This window comes from Dactylosporangium sp. NPDC048998, from assembly GCF_043197855.1.
Classification (GTDB): Bacteria; Actinomycetota; Actinomycetes; order Mycobacteriales; family Micromonosporaceae; genus Dactylosporangium.
Genome location: NZ_JBICTV010000002.1, coordinates 21,904 through 40,674, shown reverse-complemented (window position 1 = coordinate 40,674; position 18,771 = coordinate 21,904). Strand labels below are relative to the sequence as shown.

Here is an 18,771-nt window from a genome sequence, read left to right as displayed (position 1 = left end):
CGCACGTCATCCTCGTCGTACTCGCGCTTCCGCCTCAGCCGACCCTCCTTCGTAGCCGTGCACCATGGTCGACCATAGCCGGGGGAAGTCGGGCAGCGTCTTCGCGGTGCATGCCACGTCGTCCAGGCGTACACCCTCGACCGCCAGCCCGAGCACGGCGCCGGCGTGCGCGAGGTGGCGGTCGCCGTGGGTGCGCAGCGTGCCGCCGCGCAGCGGGCGCGGCCGGACGCGCAGGCCGTCCGGCTCCAGGGTGACGTCGGCGCCCAGGCCGGCCAGCGCCGCGGCGAGGCGGCCGAGCTCGTCGGCGCCCTCGTGGCCGCGCAGGTCGCCCATCCCGAATAGGTGCGAGGGCGAGTCGGCCACCGTGGCCAGCGCCGCGAGGATCGCCGCGAACTCCGGGATGCCGGCGAGGTCGGCGCTCAGCCCGTGCACCGCGCCCGTGCCGCGCATCACGAGCCCCCGCGGGGTCATCGCCGGCCGGCCGCCCATGCGCTCCAGCAGGTGCAGCAGCCGGCGCGCGGGCTGGCTGGTCGCCGGCGGCCAGCCCTGGACGGTCACCGTCCCGCCGGTGACCAGCGCCGCGGCGAGGAAGGGCGCCGCGCTGGACAGGTCGGGCTCGATGTCCCAGGCGCGTCCCTTGAGCCGGCCGGGCTCCACCGACCACACGTCCGGGCGGCTGTCGTCCACGCCGGCGCCCGCGGCGCGCAGCATGTGCACGGTCAGGTCCAGGTGCGGCCGCGGTACGGGCGAGCCGACGTGCCGCACCACCACCCCGCGGTCGAAGCCGGAGGCGGACAGCAGCAGCCCGGTGACGAGCTGGCTGGACGCGGAGGCGTCCATGGTCACCTCACCACCGGTGATCCGCCCGGCGCCGTGCACGGTGAACGGGAGCCCGTTCTCGGTGTCGATCCGCGCGCCGAGCGAGCGCAGCGCGCCGATCAGCGGCGCCATCGGGCGGCGCCGGGACTGCGGGTGGCCGTCGAACGACACCGCCCCGGTCGCCAGGCCGGCCACCGGGGGCAGGAAGCGCAGCACGGTGCCGGCCAGGCCGACGTCGACCCGGGCCGGGCCCTGCAGCGGGCGGGACCGCAGCACCCACAGGTTGTCATCGACGGTCGACACGTGGCAGCCCATCGCGCGCAGCCCGGCGGCCATGAGCTCGGTGTCGCGGGCACGCAGCGGCGCGCGCAGCGTGCTGGAGCCCAGCGAGTTGGCGGCGAGGACGAGGGCCCGCGCCGTCATGGACTTCGAACCGGGCAGCCGCAGCGAGGCGTCGAGGGGGCCGGGGGCGGTCGGCGCGGGCCACGGTAAGTGCGTCTCCACGCGCTCAGTGTGCGGTCAGTCTCGATATGTAGCGACGGCCGGGTCTTGCTCGGCGTTTTTTGTCATACCCCGTCGGTACGGTGGGCGGCATGTGTGGCAGGTACGCGACCTCGCGCAGCAACGCCGACCTGAGCGCCCTGTTCGAGGCGGCGGACGAGAGCGACGGGCTCGAGCCCGACTACAACGTGGCACCGACCGACCCGGTGCCGATCGTGCGCGTCTCGCGCTCGGCGGGCGGCCGGGTGCTCTCCACCGCCCGCTGGGGCCTCGTCCCGGCGTGGGCGAAGGACCCGAGGGCCGGCGCCCGCATGATCAACGCGCGGGTCGAGACCGTCACGACCTCCAATGCGTTCGCCCAGTCATTCGCCAAGCGCCGATGCCTGGTTCCGGCGGACGGGTGGTTCGAGTGGGTCCCGAGGACTCAGAGGACTCCGGGCACGGAAAAGACGAAACCGATGAAGCAGCCGTACTTCATGACGCTCGGCGACGCCGAGCCGTGCGTATTCGCCGGGCTGTGGACGGTGTGGGGTCAGGACGAGGGTCGGCTCCTTACCTGCAGCATCATCACCGCGCCGGCCGTCGATGACTTGGCGCTCATCCACGACCGCATGCCGTTACTATTGCCGGTCGATCGGTGGGACGCCTGGCTCTCCGCCGAGCCGGATCCCGCCCTGCTCGCCCCGACGCCGTCGTCGCACGTCGCACGCCTGGAACTACGCCCCGTAGGCCCTCGCGTCGGCGATGTCCACAACGACGGCCCCGATCTGGTCGCGAAAGTTCCGGCTCCGCCGCTGCGATCGAGTGACGTCGAGCCGATCGATCTGACCCTTTTTTAGGCTGTAAGTCCAGATAAATATCCGGCCGATTTTGCGAATCGGCTTGAAAACTCTTGTATTTGCCGTCGTTTGTGCGATACAACACAGCGCCGGTGGGTCTATGTCGGATGGGGGCATCCCGACGTTCACCCGCCTTGCGTTCGTTTGACCCACGGGGGAGGTGGGTGTAATGACCCGGGCGAGGATGCCACGCCCTCACGAAGTCGCAGCCGCGCGGCGAGACCCGCGACTGTTGCGAGCCGTCAAGGAGCAGCAAGGCGACGGAGCCTGGCGCATCCGCGGCGCATGCCAGACGGTTGACCCAGAGACGTTCTTCCCGGCTCCGAGCGAGCCGGCCGATGCCGCCGTGGCGCTGTGCCGCACGTGCGACGTCCAGGGCGCCTGCCTCGCGTGGGCCCTGGACGTCGGCGACTGCCACGGTGTGTGGGGAGCGACCACTCCACGCGAGCGCCGTGCGATGCTCGTTGCATGGCGCAGCGAGGTGCCGGGCCAGGTGATGCCTACCACGCCCGGCGCGACCGAACCGAGGCTGGGCCCCGTGACGTGCCTGCCGACCCTGCCGTTGCAGCGGGTGGGGCGCGCTCAGGACCGCCAGGAGAGTCCGGACCCGGTGGGCGCGGGCGCGACATAACACCGGAGCCGGCACCTCGGCCGGCGCCGAGGCCGGCAAGAGGACTGCAGACACCGCCCGCGGCGGGCCAACCCGCCGCGGGCCGGTCGGCGGCGTCGTCGGGCCGGTCGGCGAAGGCTGCGGCGGGAGCGGCAATGGCGGCGTCGGCGGAGGCTGCACCGGCCAACGCTGCCGGCGAGAAGGCCGCGCCGGGAAAGGCGACGGCCGCGTCGGCGAAGGCTGCCCAGGGCAAGGCTGCGGCCGGGAAGACTGCGCCGGCAAAAGCTGCCGCGGGGAAGGTCGCGCCTGCGAAGGCTGCCGGGGCCGCGAAGGTCGCTGCGGGGAAAGCCGCTGCGGGGAGGGCTGCGCCCGCGAAGGCTGCCCGGTCCGGGAAGGCCGCGGCGACGAAAGCCGCCGCGAAGGCGAAGGCCGGGAAGGTCGCGCCTGCAAAGGCTGCCGGGGCCGCGAAAGTCGCGGCGGGGAAAGCTGCTGCGAGGAAGATCGCGCCGGCAAAGGCCGATGACGCCGGGCGGGAGGTGGCGACGCCGCACGGTGTCGTGCGGTACCGGCTCGACGTTCCCGCCGATCACGGTGGCACGCTGCTCGTCCTCGGTCACGGCGCCGGGGGTGACGTCGACGCGCCCGACCTGGTCGCCGTGCACGACGCGGCCCTGGCGCGGGGCGTGGCCGTGGCGCTGGTGACGCAGCCGTACCGGGTGGCGGGCCGCCGCGCGCCCGCGCCGGCCACGCAGCTGGACGCGGCCTGGCTCGCCGTCATCGTCGAGCTCCGCGGCGCCCTGGACTTCACCACCCTCGTCGTGGGCGGGCGCTCCAGCGGCGCCCGGGTCGCCTGCCGCACGGCCCAGGAGGCGGGCGCCGCCCGCATTCTGGCGCTGGCGTTCCCGCTCCACCCGCCGGGGAAGCCGGAGAAGTCGCGCGCGGAGGAGCTGGAGACGGGCGTGCCGACCCTGGTCCTCAACGGCGACCGCGACGCGTTCGGCGTGCCGGGGGAGCGGCCGCACGTCCGCGTCCACGTGCTCCCGGGCGAGACGCACGCCCTGTCGAAGAACACGGCGGCGCTGGCCGCGGCGGCGGTGGACTTCGTCGTGGGGGCTGAGGGCGTCACCGGGGTGGCGTAAGCTCGTTGGGGCTGGTGTGACCGGTGCAAATCGGACACACTCCACAACCTCCCAGGCCCATCCTGTTCCCGGCGGCCGGTCCGGTCCCAAGTGTGGCCGGTCGCCGGGGCAGGCCGGGTGGTTTCCCGGACGATCTTGGGGGCGGGGCGTAATCCCCGTCACGCGGAATGGGCGCGCGCGGTCCGTTGTTACACGGGGGGTGCGGCGCTGCCGACGGCGCCGTCTGCGGAGGGAAACCCAGCGTGGCCACACTTGAGCGTGACGATCTGCGGATCCGCGAGCTGCTGTTCAGCCCGGCCTGGCCGGTGACGACCGACGCGGAGCCCGATCCGTCCTGGCAGCCGATCGCCCGGGAGCGCTTGACCGGCGCCACAAACTCAGAACTCGCACAGCAACTCGGCGTATCCTCGGCGGGACGGTCGAGGGTGGGGGTCGCACGAGTGGTCAGCAGCGAGAGCGCGGAGCAGCAGCGCATCCGGTTCGAGCATGATGCGCTGCCCTTCATCGATCAGTTGTATGCGGCCGCCCTGCGGATGACGCGCAACCCCTCGGACGCCGAAGACCTGGTGCAGGAGACGTTCCTGAAGGCGTTCGCCGCGTTCCACCAGTTCGAGACGGGCACCAACCTCAAGGCCTGGCTGTACCGCATTCTGACCAACACCTACATCAACTCCTACCGGCGCCGGCAGCGCCAGCCCGTCCAGGCGCCGACGGAGGAGATCACCGACTGGCAGCTCGCCGAGGCGGAGTCGCACACCTCCAGCGGCCTGCGTTCGGCCGAGACCGAGGCCCTGGACCGGCTCCCCGACTCCGACGTCAAGGAGGCGCTGCAGTCGCTTCCCGAGGAGTTCCGCCTCGCCGTTTACCTGGCCGACGTCGAGGGCTTCTCGTACAAGGAGATCGCCGACATCATGAACACGCCGATCGGCACCGTGATGTCACGCCTGCACCGCGGACGGCGCAACCTGCGCCGGCAGCTCGAGGCTTATGCTGCCGACCGAGGGTTCACCCGCACCCCGTCCGCTGAGCCGAGCGAGGTCTGAAAACCGATGAGCTGTGGAGACCCGCACGAAACCGACTGCAGTGACGTCCTTGCCGAGGTCTATCTCTACCTCGACCTGGAGTGCGCCGACGACCGGCGCTCGCTGATCCGGGAGCACCTCGACGAGTGCTCGCCGTGCCTGCGGGAGTTCGGCATCGAGCAGGAGGTCAAGGCCCTCGTGGCCCGCTGCTGCGGCTCCGAGCTGGCCCCGGTCGAGCTCAAGGCCCGCCTCCGCGCGAAGCTGTCCGAGCTCGTCGTCAACGCCGACTCGCGAGAATTGCGCCCCGATTAGACCGTCGCCGGCACCGGGTCCGGACGGAGACCCCGGTCGCTCCCGCGCGAACGCGGCTCGCACCGATATGCTGCGAGCGCAAGCAGGAGCCGCGAAGGAGACCGGGATGGCCGACGAGATCCGCGCCGAGATGGTGGCGAACGTATGGAAGATCACCACCGAGGTCGGCGCCGAGGTCACCGAGGGCGACACCCTCATGATCCTCGAATCGATGAAGATGGAGATCCCGGTCGTGGCTGAGTCCGACGGCACGGTCAGCCAGATCGCCGTCAACGAGGGCGACGTGGTGCAGGAGGGCGACCTCATCGCCGTGATCGGGTGACGGCACCGGCAATCGTCGTCCGGCCGATCGAGCCGGGCGACCATGACGACGTCTCGCGGCTGTCCGTCGACGCCTACCGCGCCGACGGCCAGCTCGAGGCGGCCCCCGAATACGCCACCGTCCTCGCCGACGTGGCCGGCCGGGCGGCGGCAGCCGAAGTACTGGTGGCCACCGACGGCGGGGCCGTGCTCGGCGCGGTCACGTTCGCCCTGCCCGGCGGGGCGTATGCGGAGATCTCCCGGCCCGGCGAGGCCGAGTTCCGCACACTGGCGGTCGACCCGGCCGCCCAGCGCCGCGGCGTGGCCCGGGCGCTGGTGCAGGCGTGCATCGACCGGGCGGCCGCGCTCGGGTGCCACGCCGTCGTGATCTGCGTGCGCCAGGGCAACGACGCCGCGCTCGGGCTCTACGGCGGGTTCGGCTTCGAGCGCGACCCGGCCCTCGACTGGTCACCGGTGCCGGGCGTCGAGCTCCTCGGCCTGCGCCTGCCGCTTCCCGTCCTCGCCAAGTAGCGCCTCGCTCAGCTCGTCGACCAGGGCGTCCTCGAGACCGCCGGCGAGGCCGGCCCCGCCCTCGGCCCCGCCGTCCGTCGCGTCCTTGCCGTGTGTCGCGTCGCGGCCGCCGGCCGCGTCTTCGCCGCTGGTCGCGCCGCGGTCGTCCGCCGCGGCCGCCGAAGCCGTCGGTGACGAAGCCGTCGGTGCGGAGGCCGGCGGGGAACCGATCCGGTCCGCGGAGCCCATCAGCTCGGTCGCCACCTCCAGCGCCGCCTCGCGTCGCTGCTCCGGCGTGCCCGGCCGCTCCCGCAGCAGGAACCAGCTCGCGTGGATGGAGAACAGCGCCATCGCCCGCCGCAGCTGCTGGCCCAGCGACTCGTCCGGGTCGGTGAGCAGCTCGAACACCCGCGTCATCTGCTCGCGCAGCCGCTGGCCCGCCGGGAGCGTGTTGATCAGCGTCTGGTTGCGCTCGAAGAACCGGATCACCTTCTCATGCACGAACTGGTCGTGCAGGGTCGCGTAGCGCCGGATGAACTCCAGCCGCGTGCGCGAGTCGCGCGGCCGCGCGGCCGCCCACTCCAGCAGCCCGTCGACGGCGGCGATGCGCTGCTCGATGAGGCTGGCGACGATGTCGTCCTTGGTGGGGAAGTGGTAATACAGCGCCGCCTTCGTCACGCCCAGCTTCTCGGCGATCTCGCGCAGCGACGTCTTGTCGTACCCCTCCTCGATGAACAGGTCGAGCGCCACCCGCTGGATGTGCGCGCGCACGTCCTCGCCATCGGACTCGCCCGTGCGGATGCGGTTGCGGCCGCGGACGATCCGGGCGGCGGTCTGATCGATCTGTTCCATCGCTCTTCATCCTACTTGACGCTCGGCTAGTAATCAGCTTACCGTGCGGCTAGTAAGTTAACTAGCCGGTCGACAGGTAAGTTCGGGGGCAGGGGAGAAATGTCCGAAACATCCGAAACGGCAGCGCAAAGCCCCGATGCGGCGGCGCGGGCCACAGTCAAGGCCGTCCTACCGGGCCTGCTCATGGCCATGCTGCTGGCGATGCTCGACAACGTCATCGTCGGCACCGCGATGCCGCGCATCGTTGGCGACCTCGGCGGCGTCGACCACCTGTCCTGGGTGGTCACCGCGTACGTGCTCGGCACGACCGTCTCGACCCCGCTGTGGGGCAAGCTCGGCGACCTTTACGGCCGCAAGACGGTCTTCATCACCTCGATCGCGCTGTTCCTGATCGGCTCGATGCTGTGCGGCGTCGCCCAGAGCATGCCCGAGCTCATCGGCTTCCGCGCGTTCCAGGGCCTCGGCGCCGGTGGGCTCATCGTCGGCGCGATGTCGGTCATCGGCGACCTGGTCCCGCCGCGCGACCGCGGGAAGTACCAGGGCCAGTTCGCCGCCGTGATGGCGGTCGCGATGGTCGGCGGCCCGCTCGTCGGCGGCTTCATCACCGACCACGCGAACTGGCGCTGGGCGTTCTTCGTCAACGTGCCCCTGGGCGGCGCGGCGCTGATCCTGCTCGCGCTGCGGCTGCGCCTGCCGAAGCGGCGCACCGAGCACCGCATCGACTGGCTGGGCGCGTCGCTGCTGTCCATCGGCGTGACGGCGTTGGTGCTCATCACGACCTGGGGCGGCAACCAGTACGCCTGGGGCTCGGCGCAGATCCGCGGCCTCGCCGTGCTGGCGGTGCTCGCGCTGGTCTCGTTCGTGCTGGTCGAGCGCCGGCACCCGGAGCCGATCGTGCCGCTGGGCATCTTCGCCAACCGCAACTTCACGCTGGTGGCGCTCGTCGGCTTCCTGGTCGGCTTCGCGCTCTTCGGCGCGATCACCTTCCTGCCGCTGTACCAGCAGATCGTCCAGGGCGCCTCGGCGACCAACTCCGGGCTGCTCCTGCTGCCGATGATGGGCGGCATGCTGGTGACGTCGCTGGCGGTCGGGCGGATCATCACCCAGACCGGGCGGTACCGCATGTTCCCGATCATCGGCGGCGTGGTGCTGGTCGGCGCGATGCTCCTGCTGGCGCAGCTCGACGCGCACAGCTCGAAGCTCGAGTCCGGCGCGTTCATGGCCGTGCTCGGCCTGGGCCTGGGCTTTCTGATGCAGACGACGATGCTGATCGCGCAGAACAGCGTCGAGATCAAGGACCTGGGCGTGGCCAGCAGCACCGCCACGTTCGCCCGCTCGATCGGCGGCGCGTTCGGCGTCTCCGCGTTCGGCGCGATCTTCAACAACCGGCTGCACGCGCTGCTCGGCGAACGGCTCGGCACCGCGGCCGCGGACCGCATGGCCAGCGGCGGCGGGGGCGCCCGGATCGATCCCGCGTCGATGTCGCAGCTGCCCGCCCCGGTGCGCACGGCGGTCGTCGACGCGATCGCCGGCGCCACGTCGAGCGTGTTCCTGTGGTCCACGGTGGCCGCCGCGCTCATCCCGGTGCTGGCGTTGTTCATCCGCGAGGTCGCACTGCGCGGCGGGCCGGCCGAGCAGCCCGAGCGCACACTGGTTGCGCAGGAGGGCTAGTTTCGCGCAGCCCCTGCGCGAAGTTGCCCCCGAATCTGGCGTTCGGTGCGCGAAACTGCCAAACTATGAGCAGGATCGCGCACCGAACGACGGTTTCGCATGAACTGAGGGGTATCCAGTGACCGAGCAGCCCGGCGCCGGGATGAAGGCCGACATCGCCGAACAGCCGGAGGTGTTCGCTCGCCTGCTCGACGAGCGCGCCGGCCAGATCGCCGAGGTCGCGGCGAAGATCGCGCAGTGGCGCCCGCGCAGCGTCGTCTTCACCGCGCGCGGCACCTCCGACCACGCGGCGCTCTATGCCGCCTATCTCACCGAGATCCGGCTCGGCATCCCCGCCGGCCTGGCCAGCCCGTCGGCGATGACGGTGTACGGCGCCCGCCCCGACCTGCGCGACACGCTCGTCGTGGGGGTCAGCCAGAGCGGCGGCTCGCCCGACCTGCACGAGGTGCTGAGGGTCGCGCGCGAGCAGGGCGCGCACACCCTGGCCGTCACGAACAACCCCGAATCGCCCCTGGCCCAGGTGGCCGAGCTGCACGTCGACGTCGTCGCCGGGCACGAGGTGGCGGTCGCCGCGACGAAGACGTACACCGCCGAGCTGCTCGCCCTGCTCATGCTCGTGGAGAGCGTGCGCGGCGGGGGAGCCCTGCCCGCGGAGGAGCTCGCCGAGCTGCGCAAGCTGCCCGGGCACGCGCAGCAGCTGCTGGCCGACGACGCCGTGGTGGACCTCGCCGCGCGGTACCGCTTCGCCGCCCGCCTGGTCACCACCGGCCGCGGCTACGCCTACCCGACCGCCCGCGAGACCGCGCTCAAGCTCATGGAGACGTGCTACCTCGCCGGCCTCGCGTTCTCCGGCGCCGACCTGCTGCACGGCCCGCTCGCGATGGCCGACCCCGACGTGCCGGTGCTCGCCGTGGTCGGCAACGGCCCGGCCGGAGCGTCGATGCGCGACGTGGTGGCCCGCCTCGGCGAGCGCCGTGCCGACACGGTCGTGTTCGGCCCGAGCGCGGTCGAAGGTGCCAAGGGCTGGGTTCGTACTCCCGATGTCGACGAGCGCTACGCCCCGCTGCTGGACATCCTGCCGCTGCAGCGCCTGGCGCTGTCGCTGGCCCTGCTGCGCGGTGAGGACCCCGACGCGCCGCGCGGGCTCAAGAAGGTGACGACGACGCTGTGACCGGCGACACCGGGATCACCGCCGGACTGCCCTCGCGCAGCGCCTTGGTCTGAAACGACGCGGCCGGGCGGTCGCCGACCATGATCACGTAGGCCGCCCGGCCGCCGGAGAGGTTGCGCAGCTCGAAGGCGAAGTTGCACCGGTACGCGTCCGCCTGCTGCGCCAGCACGCCGCCGGCCAGCGTGGTGGCGGCGATCAGGTGGCCGTCGGTGTCCGCGACGCGGACCGTGCCGCCCTGCACGATGTCCGGGACCGAGGCCGGCGCCTCGCAAGGGGTGCCGGCCACGCCCGCGGCGGCGCCGGACACGCTGACGTAGCCGTGCAGCAGGAACCCGTCGGGCTTGCTCGTCTCGTCGTGGCGGCCCACCCAGCCGCAACCGCCGAGCGAGAGCACCAACAGCAGGGGAAGTACAGATCGCCGCACCCGGCAACCTTAGTCTTGTCAGCGTGTCGACCCTGCGAGACCTCGTCGAGGAGCACACCAGCCTCGAGCCCGACGACATCGAACACCTGCACCGACTGGCCGGCGACTGGCAGATCGTGTCGGACCTCAGCTTCGCCGACCTGCTGATGTGGGTCCCCGTCGAGGCGCGCGGCGAGTGGGTGTGCGTCGCCCAGGTGCGCCCGACCACCGCGCCGACGGCCTACCAGGACGACCAGGTCGGGCGAATCGCCGGCGGTCCCGAGGTCGCGCACCTGGCGATCGTGCGCCAGCAGGGCCGGATCTGGCGGGAGGGAGACCCCGTCTGGTACGGCGACATGCCCGCCCGCCACGAGGCGATCCCGGTGCGCCGGCGGGGGCACGCCAAGGTCATCGCCGTGCTCGGCCGCGACACCAACCTGAGCACCGCCCGCACCCCGGCGCAGCTGGAGCTCAACTACCTGACCACGGCCGACGACCTGGCCCAGATGATCGCCGACGGCAGCTGGCCGCCGCCGCGCCACCCGGGCGAGACCACCAGCGCCCCGCGCATCGGCGACGGGCTGGTGCGCCTGGACGCCACGGGCAAGGTCACCTACGCCAGCCCGAACGCGCAGTCGGCGTACCGCAGGCTGGGACTCGCCGCCCACCTCGTGGGCGAGAGCCTGGCGGAGATCACCGGCCGGCTCGTCGACGACCCGCTCGAGGGCGCCGACGCGACGGAGCGGATCCAGTCCGCCCTGCACGGCGAGGCGCCGGCCCGCAAGGAGCTGGAGGCCCGCGGCGCCACCGTGCTCATGCGCGCCCTGCCGCTGATGCCGGCCGGCGTGCCGATCGGCGCGCTCGTGCTGGTGCGGGACATCACCGAGGTACGCCGGCGGGACCGGCAGCTGATGACCAAGGACGCGACGATCCGCGAGATCCACCACCGGGTCAAGAACAACCTGCAGACGGTCGCCGCGCTGCTGCGGCTGCAGGCCCGCCGGGTCGGGGTGCCGGCCGCGCGCCACGCCCTGGAGGAGTCGGTACGCCGCGTGGCGTCCATCGCCCTCGTGCACGAGACGCTGTCCATGTCGTCGGAGTCCTCCGACGAGGCCGTGGAGTTCGACGGCATCGTCGACCGCGTCGCCGCGGCGGCCGTCGAGGTCGGCGCGACCGGGTTCCACGTCGCGGTGCGCCGCGAGGGCGACTTCGGGGTGCTGCCGGCCGAGATCGCCACGCCGCTGGTCATGGTGCTCAACGAGCTGCTGCAGAACGCGGTCGAACACGCGTTCGAGGCATCCGCGCCGGAGTCGCCCGAGGTCGTCGTGTCCGTGCACCGGTTCCGCAAGCAGCTGCACGTGACCGTCGCCGACAACGGCCGCGGGCTGCCCGAGGGCTTCGACCTGGACGCGAGCGAGCGACTGGGCCTGCAGATCGTGCGCACGCTGGCGACGGGGGAGCTGCGCGGCACGATCGAGCTCCTGGCGCGGGCGGGCGGCGGCACCGAGGCGGTCATGGTGGTACCGCTGGCGAAGCGATGAAACCAACCGGAGTGTGGGACGGCGGCGCAAACGCGCCTGCCGGTCCGCGCAATCCTGGCCTCCAATCCCTATCGGCTGAGTCTTATTTCCGTTACCGCCTTGTGAAATCGCGTTGAGACAACCCTCACGCGGGCGTGGCGTAAGGACCGCTCTCCGTGGAAGACTGCACACCATGCACGCTGCTTCTCTGCGGCTCGTCAGCCGCCGACACGTCGACTACGGTCGCGTGCGCAGCGCCATCTGTCCGGCTTGCTGAACGCCGCCCGCCGAATTTTTTCCCGGGTGCGCGACTTCGCGCCGGATCTTTTTATGACATCGACGTCATCCGTTATCGGTAGCTCCGACGACGGCCGGCGCTTGGTCGCGTGCTCTCGATCCTGAGAGGACGCCGACATGTCGGTGAACACCGCCCGCGGACGTGGTGCGGCCGGTGGGCGCCCTCGTGGTGAAGGGCAGTGGGCCCTCGGCCACCGCGAGCCGCTCAACCCGAACGAGCGCAGCAAAAAGGACGACAACCCGCTCAACGTGCGGGCCCGCATCGAGAACATCTATGCGCACCGGGGCTTCGACTCCATCGACCCCGCCGACCTGCGCGGGCGGTTCCGCTGGTACGGGCTGTACACGCAGCGCCGCCCCGGCATCGACGGCGGGCGGACCGCCGTGCTCGAGCCGGAGGAGCTCGACGACCGCTACTTCATGCTGCGCATCCGCAGCGACGGCGGGCAGCTCTCGCTGGCCCAGCTGCGCACGATCGCCTCGATCTCGCAGCGCTTCGGCCGCGACACCGCCGACGTCACCGACCGGCAGAACATCCAGCTGCACTGGATCGAGATCGAGAACGTGCCGACCATCTGGTCGGAGCTCGAGGCGGTCGGCCTGTCCACCACCGAGGCCTGCGGCGACACCCTGCGCGTGATCCTCGGCAGCCCGATCGCCGGCGTCGCGGAGAGCGAGGTGCTCGACCCGACCGAGGCGATCACCGAGATCAACCGGCGCTTCGTCGGCGATCCGGAGCTGTCGAACCTGCCGCGCAAGTTCAAGTCGTCGATCTCGTGGCTCGCCGACACGCCGTACGAGGCGAACGACATCTCGTTCGTCGGCGTCATCCACCCGGAGCACGGCCCGGGCTTCGACGTGTGGGTCGGCGGCGGCCTGTCCACCAACCCGATGCTCGCCCAGCGGCTCGGCGCCTGGGTGCCGCTGCACGAGGTGGCGGACGTCTGGCAGGGCGTCGCGAAGGTCTTCCGCGACTACGGCTACCGCCGGCTGCGCAGCCGCGCGCGGCTGAAGTTCCTGGTCGCCGACTGGGGCGTGGGGCAGTTCCGGCAGATCCTGGAGAACGAGTACCTCGGCCGCCGCCTCATCGACGGCCCGGCGCCGGAGCTGCCGGAGAAGCCGGTCGACCACATCGGCGTGCACAAGCAGTGGGACGGCAAGTACTTCGTCGGGGCCGCCCCGATCGCCGGGCGCAGCTCGGGCACGCAGCTGGCGAAGGTCGCGGACCTGGCCGAACAGCACGGGTCGGACCGGGTGCGGCTCACGCCGTACCAGAAGATCCTGATCCTCGACATCGACGAGTCGCGCACCGAGTCGCTCGTGCGCAGCCTGCAGGAGATCGGCCTCGAGCCGCGCCCCTCGACCTGGCGGCGCAGCACGATGGCCTGCACCGGCATCGAGTTCTGCAAGCTCGCGATCGTGGAGACCAAGGCGCGCGCCGCCGAGCTCGTCGAGCACCTCGAGAAGAAGGTCGCCGAGCTCGACGCCGACATCTCGATCCACCTCAACGGCTGCCCCAACGCCTGCGCCCGCACGCAGGTCGCCGACATCGGCCTCAAGGGCATGCTGGTGCGCGACGACACCGGCGAGATGGTCGAGGGCTTCCAGATCCACCTGGGCGGCGGCCTGGGTATGGCCGAGGGGCAGACCGCCGGCTTCGGCCGGAAGCTGCGCGGCCTCAAGACCACCGCCGCCGACCTGCCCGCCTACGTCGAGCGGGTCGCGAACCACTACCTGGCCGGGCGCGAGTCCGGCGAGTCCTTCGCCCGCTGGGTCATGCGCGCTCCCGAGGAGGAGCTGCGATGAGCGAACGGAGTGAGCGAATCATGACTCAGCGCGACTTGGAGCCTCGTGCCGCCGGGGAGCGAAGCGAGTCGGCGGCATGAGCGAACGGATGGCGCCGCTGTACTGCCCGTACTGCGGCGAGGAGGACCTCAGACCACACGAGGACTCGCACGGCGCATGGGAGTGCCGCGGCTGCGCGCGGGTCTTCTCACTGAAATTCCTGGGACTGGCGGCGAAGGCGTTGGAGGCCAAGCGATGAGCACAGCCACGGTCGGAAGTGCTGCCCGAAGTACGCAAGAGTCCATCGAACTGGCGAAGGCCGCCTCGGCCCGCCTGGAGAACCAGCCGGCCGAGAAGATCGTCGAGTGGGCCGCCGCGCAGTTCGGCGACCGGTTCTGCGTGACGAGCTCGTTCGCCGACGCGGTGCTCGCGCACGTGGTGTCGCGGGTCGTGCCCGGCGTGCCGGTCATCTTCCTCGACACCGGCCTGCACTTCGCCGAGACGCTGCGGGTGCGCGAGATCGTCCAGCGCACGCTGCCTGTGACGGTCCGCTCGATCCGTCCCCGCCAGACGGTCGCCGAGCAGGACGCCGAGCACGGCCCGCGGCTGTACGCCCGGGACCCCGACGAGTGCTGCTTCATGCGCAAGATCGAGCCGCTGGAGCGGGCGCTGGAGGACTACGACGCGTGGGCCGCGGGCCTGCGCCGCGACGAGTCGCCGAGCCGCGCGAACACGCCGATCGTGAGCTTCGAGCAGGCCCGCGGCAAGTTCAAGGTCTCCCCGCTGGTGCAGTGGACGCAGGCCGACGTCGACGCGTACATCTCGCGTCACAACGTGCCGGTGAACGCGCTCATGCGCCAGGGGTACGCCTCGGTCGGCTGCTGGCCGTGCACCCGGCGCACGCCACCGGGCAGCGACCCGCGCGGCGGCCGCTGGCCGATGTTCGACAAGACCGAGTGCGGCCTGCACACCTCCGGATGACCGCGGTACTCCTCGTTGCCCACGGTTCCTCGGACCCCAGGGCGGCCGCGGCCACCCGCGCCCTGACGCGGGCGGTCGCGGCCCAGCGGCCCGGCCTGGACGTGCGCTGCGCGTTTCTGGACCACGCCGGCCCGCGCCCCGGCGAGCAGCTCTTCGCCTTCTCGGCGCTCGGCCATGCCCGGGCCGTCGTCGTGCCGCTGCTGCTGACCTCCGCCTACCACGGCCGCGTCGACCTGCCGGCCGTGCTCGACCGCGCCCGCGCCGACGGCCTGCGCATGAGCGTGACGACCACCGCCGTGCTCGGCGACGGCACGCCGCCGCTGCTGCTGGCCGCGCTGCGCCGCCTGCTGCCCCCGATCGCGTACGACGGGGTCGTGCTCGCCGCCGCCGGCACCCGCGACGACCTGGCCCGCCACTCCGTGGACGTGGCGGCGGGGGCCCTAGGGGCGTCGCTGGGCGTTGCGTGCCACGCGGCCTATGCCTCGGGGTCCCCCGTGACCGGCGCGGTCGCCGTGGAGGCGCTGCGGGCCCGCGGGTGCTCGCGGATCGTGATCTCGTCGTACTTCCTCGCCCCCGGCCGGCTGCACGACACCGTCGTGGACTCGGCGCTGGCGGCCGGCGCGCTGTCGCCGGTCGCTCCGCCGCTGGGCGGCAACCTGGACCTTGCCCGCCTGGTGATGTCCCGGATCGACTCGTTCGGGCTCGTACGAGCCGCCTGAGGGCGTTTCCGGGCCTGTTCCGCCGCGCCGGGGCAACCATCACGTGGCACGTTACGGTTACCGTTGACGGATGATGACATGCCCGAAATGCCGCGGCGAGATGCGCCAGTACGAGCGCAGCGGCGTCACCGTCGATCAGTGCCTGGAGTGCCGCGGCATCTTCCTCGACCGAGGCGAACTGGAGCGCCTCGTCGACGCCGAGCAGGCCTGGCACGGCAGTCGCCAGCAGCACCAGCAGCCGTCACACGGCTATCCGCAACAGCCCTACCAGCAACCGTACCCCGCCGCGCACGGTGGCTACGGGCACTACGGCCACCACAAGAAGCACCGGCGGCACCACCGGGAGAGCTTCTTCGGCGAGCTGTTCGACTGATGCATTCTTGGTCGGCCCGCTCTTTGCCGGGCCGTAGACGCAGCGACGCCCCGGCCGGTTCGGCCGGGGCGTTCGTCGTCTTTGTTCGGGAAGGCTTTTCGGCTCAGGCGGAGTGAGCGCGGACCCGGAGGCCGCCGCGCCGCTTCATCAGGCGACGCTCGTCTTCGCTCATCCCGCCCCAGACGCCTGCGTCCTGACCGGAGTCGAGCGCCCACTGCAGGCACTCGCTGGTCACGGAGCAGCGCTGGCAGACTGCCTTCGCCTGCTCAACCTGCAGCAACGCCGGTCCGGAGGTCCCAATGGGGAAGAACAGCTCCGGGTCCTCGTCGCGGCAGAGGGCATGGTGGCGCCAGTCCGACATGGCGGCAACACTCCTTGTTTTTTCGCGGATCGTTGTTGGTGATTCCCTATATGCATCTCATGCACGGTTCGGCTAGGCGGAGCCTGAAGATCCGTAACATGTGTGCGGGCAACGCTCAGTGGTCGTTTCGCTTGTGAATGCTTTCACGAACTACCGCGATGTCAAGGGGTCCAAACCAAAAAAATCCAAATCGGTGAGCAAGCTCACGCGCCTTTTGTCCGGTTTTGTGGTGATTCGTAACCCTGGATCGCAACAGTCAGTGACGAATGTAGTACGTTTTGGTCAACGACCGAGGGGCTTTCGGGGATGCGGCCGCGGTGTCCCTGTCGCGACTCTCTGCAACTTTCTCCCCCTTCGGTGGCTGATCGCCGGGGGTGACTCAACACACTACGCGCAACGCCCCCGGTACGGACGCGAAATCCAACTTGTCGACCTCCCCGAGGTACTCCCCATCGACCTGGAAAGCGATCGGTTTGGCAGCGGTCAGAGTGAACCCTGGCAGATCGTGCAGCCGCACGACCTGTTTCCCCTTCGGCTCGTGGCGGTTCGACAGGATCTGCGCGACGGTCCGCGTCGTGCCGGCGACCTGCAGCACCTGGAGGCCGAGCACGTCTAGACCCGTGTCGAACGAGGCGCGGGGACTCGGATTCACGGGCCGTTCGCCGATGTAGGTCCACGGCGCCGTGTTCTGGACCAACATCCACGTTAGCCCGGACTGGACCGATTCGCCCGGCAACTCGAGCGTGAGCAGCGGCACGCGCCGATTCGTCGCGACGAACTGCCCCACCATGGCGCGGAAGTACAGCCACGGCGTGGAGGTCGAGCCCTTGTGCCGCGCCTGGTCGACGCGGCGCACGATCTCGGCGTCGATGCCGAGGCCCGCGCAGAACGTGAAGTACCGGTCGTCGGCCCGGCCGAGCCCGATGAACCGTTCGCGCCGGTCCCGCAGCGCCTCGAGGATCGCGCCGGTGCCCTCGGCCCAGTCGCTCGGCAGCCCCAGCGCCCGGGCGAAGACGTTGGTGGAGCCGCCGGGCACGACGGCCAGGGCGGGCCGGTCCTGGGCGCGGTCCGCGGCCGGCCCGGAGTCGAACGTCATCAGGCCGTTGACGGCCTCGTTCACGGTGCCGTCGCCGCCCAGGGTGACCACGAGGTCCAGGCCCTCCCGGGCGGCCTCCCGGGCGAGGTCGGCGGCGTGGCCCCGGCGCTGCGTGTAGGCGACGTCCAGGTCGACCTGGCTGCGCAGGGCCCGCACCAGGATGTCCCGGCCGCGTTCGGTGGTGGTCGTGGCGTTGGGGTTGACCACCAAGAGCGCTCGCATGGGCGGCACTGTACCCGCTTCCCAGCGCGATAAGGTTGTAGCCGCGAAACCCCGTGAGATGTACCTCGACCAGGAAGGACGTGCAGGTGAGCGGGACGGCGGCGGCCGACGCAGCGCCCGAGCGGACCCCGGCGACCCTGCGCTGGGCGGTCCGGCTGCTACTGCTGGAGGGGGCCGGCCTCGCCGCGCTGACGCTCCTGTTCGTGTATCTCGACCTGACGTCGAAGTGGACCTCCGCCGGCGGCGCGGTGTCCTCGACGGTCTACCTGGGGCTGATGGCCGTGCTGTTCATCGGCATCGGCGTCGCCCTGCACCGCCGCCAGCGCTGGGCCCGCGGCCCGGGGATCGTCACGCAGATGCTGCAGATGCCGATCGGCTGGACCATGCTGAGCCAGGGCCAGCCGTGGATCGGCGCCCCGCTCTTCGTGCTCGGCCTGACCGGCGCGGTGCTCCTCTTCGCACCGTCGACCCGCATCGCACTCGGAGTGCGCTGACCCCGCGTTGCCCGGTCACAGACCGCTCTCGTTGCTCTACGCTCAGGTACCGTGACGGTCGCTCCCGCCTACCAGGTCCTCGCCGAGCGCATCCGCGACGACATCATCTCCGGCCAACTGCGCCCCGGCGAGCGCCTGCCGACCGAGCCGCAGCTGTGCGAGCAGTCGGGCCTGAGCCGCTCGACGGTCCGCGAGGCGCTGCGCCTGCTCAGCAGCCAGCACCTGATCGTCACCATGCGCGGCGTCAACGGCGGCAGTTTCGTCGCCGAGCCCGACGCCCGCGCGCTCGGCGAGACCCTCTCCGGCGGCGTCGGCCTGCTGCTCGCCAGCGGCGCGGTGACCAGCGACCATTTCCTGGAGATACGCCGGATGCTTGAGGTGCCGGCGGCCGGCCTCGCCGCGTCCAGGCGCAAGTCGCACCACCTGGCCGACCTCGAGCGCGCGATGTTCGACCCCGACCTCGACGACCTCGAGCGCCGCATCGAGGCGCACTCGGCGTTCCACCTCGCGATCGCCGCGGCGACGGGCAACCCGCTGCTGAGCCTGGTGGTGCGCCCGCTCTACAACATGGCGGGCCGGCGTGCGGTGGAGGCGTCGGCGCCGCCCCCGTTCTGGTGGGCGGTGGACCGCGACCACCGGGCCCTGCTGGCCGCGATCCGCGAAGGCGACGTGGCACGGGCGATGGAGCTGGCCCGCTCGCACATCGACAACGCACGCCCGGCGGAACGCGTCACGGTCCCGCTGTGACACCTCCGCGGCGAGGCGAGGGCGAGC

Annotated in this window: 21 protein-coding genes and 1 pseudogene; 17 read left to right on the top strand and 5 right to left on the bottom strand. The window is 71.6% G+C overall.

All coding sequences use genetic code 11. The annotated features are described in order from the left end of the window. Positions 1 to 6: 6 nt before the first annotated feature. The gene (gene aroA / locus ACGFI8_RS04185; protein WP_392799772.1) at positions 7 to 1,323 is read right to left on the bottom strand and encodes a 3-phosphoshikimate 1-carboxyvinyltransferase; all 1,317 of its coding nucleotides are present in this window, start codon (positions 1,321 to 1,323) and stop codon (positions 7 to 9) included. Positions 1,324 to 1,412: 89 nt separating this feature from the next. Here aroA and ACGFI8_RS04180 point away from each other — a divergent pair, with 89 nt between their 5' ends. The 7 genes and pseudogenes from ACGFI8_RS04180 to ACGFI8_RS04150 all read left to right on the top strand — a co-directional run bounded on the left by ACGFI8_RS04180 (position 1,413) and on the right by ACGFI8_RS04150 (position 6,073). Continuing rightward, on the top strand, positions 1,413 to 2,159 hold the full coding sequence (locus ACGFI8_RS04180) for an SOS response-associated peptidase (RefSeq protein WP_392799770.1): 747 nt from the start codon (positions 1,413 to 1,415) through the stop codon (positions 2,157 to 2,159). A gap of 169 nt (positions 2,160 to 2,328) precedes the next feature. Next, positions 2,329 to 2,638, top strand: a pseudogene (locus tag ACGFI8_RS04175) (WhiB family transcriptional regulator); the annotation flags it as partial. A 667-nt stretch (positions 2,639 to 3,305) separates the two neighbouring features. Continuing rightward, positions 3,306 to 3,908 carry an alpha/beta family hydrolase gene (locus tag ACGFI8_RS04170; RefSeq protein WP_392799768.1) on the top strand — a complete coding sequence of 201 codons (603 nt, stop codon included), beginning with the start codon at positions 3,306 to 3,308 and terminating at the stop codon, positions 3,906 to 3,908. 242 nt (positions 3,909 to 4,150) lie between these two features. After that, on the top strand, positions 4,151 to 4,951 hold the full coding sequence (locus ACGFI8_RS04165; RefSeq protein WP_392799766.1) for a sigma-70 family RNA polymerase sigma factor: 801 nt from the start codon (positions 4,151 to 4,153) through the stop codon (positions 4,949 to 4,951). Between the two features lie 6 nt (positions 4,952 to 4,957). Continuing rightward, positions 4,958 to 5,242, top strand: coding sequence for a mycothiol system anti-sigma-R factor (gene rsrA / locus ACGFI8_RS04160; RefSeq protein ID WP_392799763.1), 285 nt, complete (start codon positions 4,958 to 4,960; stop codon positions 5,240 to 5,242). Between the two features lie 106 nt (positions 5,243 to 5,348). Then, positions 5,349 to 5,564 (top strand): biotin/lipoyl-binding carrier protein, encoded by a 216-nt coding sequence (locus ACGFI8_RS04155; protein ID WP_392799760.1) that lies wholly within the window; start codon positions 5,349 to 5,351, stop codon positions 5,562 to 5,564. Beyond that, positions 5,561 to 6,073: a GNAT family N-acetyltransferase gene (locus ACGFI8_RS04150; RefSeq protein WP_392799757.1), complete on the top strand. Its 513-nt coding sequence runs from the start codon at positions 5,561 to 5,563 to the stop codon at positions 6,071 to 6,073. The genes ACGFI8_RS04155 and ACGFI8_RS04150 overlap by 4 nt, the downstream gene beginning before the upstream one ends. Here the strand turns inward: ACGFI8_RS04150 and ACGFI8_RS04145 are convergent. Next, a complete protein-coding gene (locus tag ACGFI8_RS04145; protein ID WP_392799754.1) occupies positions 6,011 to 6,904 on the bottom strand; it encodes a TetR/AcrR family transcriptional regulator in 894 nt (297 codons plus the stop codon). The two genes, ACGFI8_RS04150 and ACGFI8_RS04145, sit on opposite strands and share 63 nt — an antisense overlap. 99 nt (positions 6,905 to 7,003) lie before the next feature. Between ACGFI8_RS04145 and ACGFI8_RS04140 the strand changes: the two genes are divergently transcribed. Together ACGFI8_RS04140 and ACGFI8_RS04135 are read left to right on the top strand one after the other, a co-directional pair. Next, positions 7,004 to 8,575, top strand: a complete 1,572-nt coding sequence (locus tag ACGFI8_RS04140; protein ID WP_392799751.1) for an MDR family MFS transporter — start codon at positions 7,004 to 7,006, stop codon at positions 8,573 to 8,575. Between the two features lie 142 nt (positions 8,576 to 8,717). Beyond that, positions 8,718 to 9,746 carry an SIS domain-containing protein gene (locus ACGFI8_RS04135; RefSeq protein WP_392801154.1) on the top strand — a complete coding sequence of 343 codons (1,029 nt, stop codon included), beginning with the start codon at positions 8,718 to 8,720 and terminating at the stop codon, positions 9,744 to 9,746. On the opposite strand, the gene ACGFI8_RS04130 is transcribed toward ACGFI8_RS04135, so the two are convergent. Continuing rightward, entirely contained in the window at positions 9,721 to 10,170 is a 450-nt protein-coding gene (locus ACGFI8_RS04130) for a hypothetical protein (protein ID WP_392799749.1), read from the bottom strand. The two genes, ACGFI8_RS04135 and ACGFI8_RS04130, sit on opposite strands and share 26 nt — an antisense overlap. A gap of 23 nt (positions 10,171 to 10,193) precedes the next feature. On the opposite strand from ACGFI8_RS04130, the gene ACGFI8_RS04125 reads away from it, so the two are divergent. The 6 genes from ACGFI8_RS04125 to ACGFI8_RS04100 all read left to right on the top strand — a co-directional run bounded on the left by ACGFI8_RS04125 (position 10,194) and on the right by ACGFI8_RS04100 (position 15,824). Continuing rightward, a complete protein-coding gene (locus tag ACGFI8_RS04125; RefSeq protein ID WP_392799746.1) occupies positions 10,194 to 11,690 on the top strand; it encodes a sensor histidine kinase in 1,497 nt (498 codons plus the stop codon). 393 nt (positions 11,691 to 12,083) lie between these two features. Beyond that, entirely contained in the window at positions 12,084 to 13,772 is a 1,689-nt protein-coding gene (locus tag ACGFI8_RS04120) for a nitrite/sulfite reductase (protein ID WP_392799744.1), read from the top strand. A 76-nt stretch (positions 13,773 to 13,848) separates the two neighbouring features. Beyond that, the gene (locus tag ACGFI8_RS04115) at positions 13,849 to 14,010 is read left to right on the top strand and encodes a hypothetical protein (protein ID WP_366227286.1); all 162 of its coding nucleotides are present in this window, start codon (positions 13,849 to 13,851) and stop codon (positions 14,008 to 14,010) included. Then, the gene (locus tag ACGFI8_RS04110) at positions 14,007 to 14,732 is read left to right on the top strand and encodes a phosphoadenylyl-sulfate reductase (RefSeq protein ID WP_392799741.1); all 726 of its coding nucleotides are present in this window, start codon (positions 14,007 to 14,009) and stop codon (positions 14,730 to 14,732) included. The genes ACGFI8_RS04115 and ACGFI8_RS04110 overlap by 4 nt, the downstream gene beginning before the upstream one ends. Beyond that, complete coding sequence (locus tag ACGFI8_RS04105) at positions 14,708 to 15,451, top strand: sirohydrochlorin chelatase (RefSeq protein ID WP_392799739.1); 744 nt, start codon at positions 14,708 to 14,710, stop codon at positions 15,449 to 15,451. Before ACGFI8_RS04110 ends, ACGFI8_RS04105 begins: the two co-directional genes overlap by 25 nt. 73 nt (positions 15,452 to 15,524) lie before the next feature. Continuing rightward, on the top strand, positions 15,525 to 15,824 hold the full coding sequence (locus tag ACGFI8_RS04100) for a zf-TFIIB domain-containing protein (protein WP_392801152.1): 300 nt from the start codon (positions 15,525 to 15,527) through the stop codon (positions 15,822 to 15,824). A 103-nt stretch (positions 15,825 to 15,927) separates the two neighbouring features. Here ACGFI8_RS04100 and ACGFI8_RS04095 read toward each other — a convergent pair whose 3' ends face one another. Both ACGFI8_RS04095 and ACGFI8_RS04090 read right to left on the bottom strand, forming a co-directional pair. Further along, positions 15,928 to 16,185, bottom strand: coding sequence for a WhiB family transcriptional regulator (locus tag ACGFI8_RS04095; protein ID WP_190257048.1), 258 nt, complete (start codon positions 16,183 to 16,185; stop codon positions 15,928 to 15,930). A 379-nt stretch (positions 16,186 to 16,564) separates the two neighbouring features. Further along, positions 16,565 to 17,503 (bottom strand): diacylglycerol/lipid kinase family protein, encoded by a 939-nt coding sequence (locus ACGFI8_RS04090; protein ID WP_392799737.1) that lies wholly within the window; start codon positions 17,501 to 17,503, stop codon positions 16,565 to 16,567. A gap of 86 nt (positions 17,504 to 17,589) precedes the next feature. Between ACGFI8_RS04090 and ACGFI8_RS04085 the strand changes: the two genes are divergently transcribed. Both ACGFI8_RS04085 and ACGFI8_RS04080 read left to right on the top strand, forming a co-directional pair. Then, a complete protein-coding gene (locus ACGFI8_RS04085; RefSeq protein ID WP_392799735.1) occupies positions 17,590 to 17,997 on the top strand; it encodes a hypothetical protein in 408 nt (135 codons plus the stop codon). A 51-nt stretch (positions 17,998 to 18,048) separates the two neighbouring features. Then, a complete protein-coding gene (locus ACGFI8_RS04080) occupies positions 18,049 to 18,744 on the top strand; it encodes a FadR/GntR family transcriptional regulator (protein WP_392799733.1) in 696 nt (231 codons plus the stop codon). Positions 18,745 to 18,771: the final 27 nt, after the last annotated feature.

Coding starts and splice junctions, on each gene's coding strand:
- ACGFI8_RS04180 (WP_392799770.1), top strand. CDS start 1,413: ATGTGTGGCAGGTACGCGACCTCGCGCAGCAACGCCGACCTGAGCGCC.
- ACGFI8_RS04090 (WP_392799737.1), bottom strand. CDS start 17,503: ATGCGAGCGCTCTTGGTGGTCAACCCCAACGCCACGACCACCACCGAA.
- ACGFI8_RS04140 (WP_392799751.1), top strand. CDS start 7,004: ATGTCCGAAACATCCGAAACGGCAGCGCAAAGCCCCGATGCGGCGGCG.
- ACGFI8_RS04135 (WP_392801154.1), top strand. CDS start 8,718: ATGAAGGCCGACATCGCCGAACAGCCGGAGGTGTTCGCTCGCCTGCTC.
- ACGFI8_RS04155 (WP_392799760.1), top strand. CDS start 5,349: ATGGCCGACGAGATCCGCGCCGAGATGGTGGCGAACGTATGGAAGATC.
- ACGFI8_RS04095 (WP_190257048.1), bottom strand. CDS start 16,185: ATGTCGGACTGGCGCCACCATGCCCTCTGCCGCGACGAGGACCCGGAG.
- rsrA (WP_392799763.1), top strand. CDS start 4,958: ATGAGCTGTGGAGACCCGCACGAAACCGACTGCAGTGACGTCCTTGCC.
- ACGFI8_RS04110 (WP_392799741.1), top strand. CDS start 14,007: ATGAGCACAGCCACGGTCGGAAGTGCTGCCCGAAGTACGCAAGAGTCC.
- ACGFI8_RS04115 (WP_366227286.1), top strand. CDS start 13,849: ATGAGCGAACGGATGGCGCCGCTGTACTGCCCGTACTGCGGCGAGGAG.
- ACGFI8_RS04120 (WP_392799744.1), top strand. CDS start 12,084: ATGTCGGTGAACACCGCCCGCGGACGTGGTGCGGCCGGTGGGCGCCCT.
- ACGFI8_RS04145 (WP_392799754.1), bottom strand. CDS start 6,904: ATGGAACAGATCGATCAGACCGCCGCCCGGATCGTCCGCGGCCGCAAC.
- ACGFI8_RS04100 (WP_392801152.1), top strand. CDS start 15,525: ATGACATGCCCGAAATGCCGCGGCGAGATGCGCCAGTACGAGCGCAGC.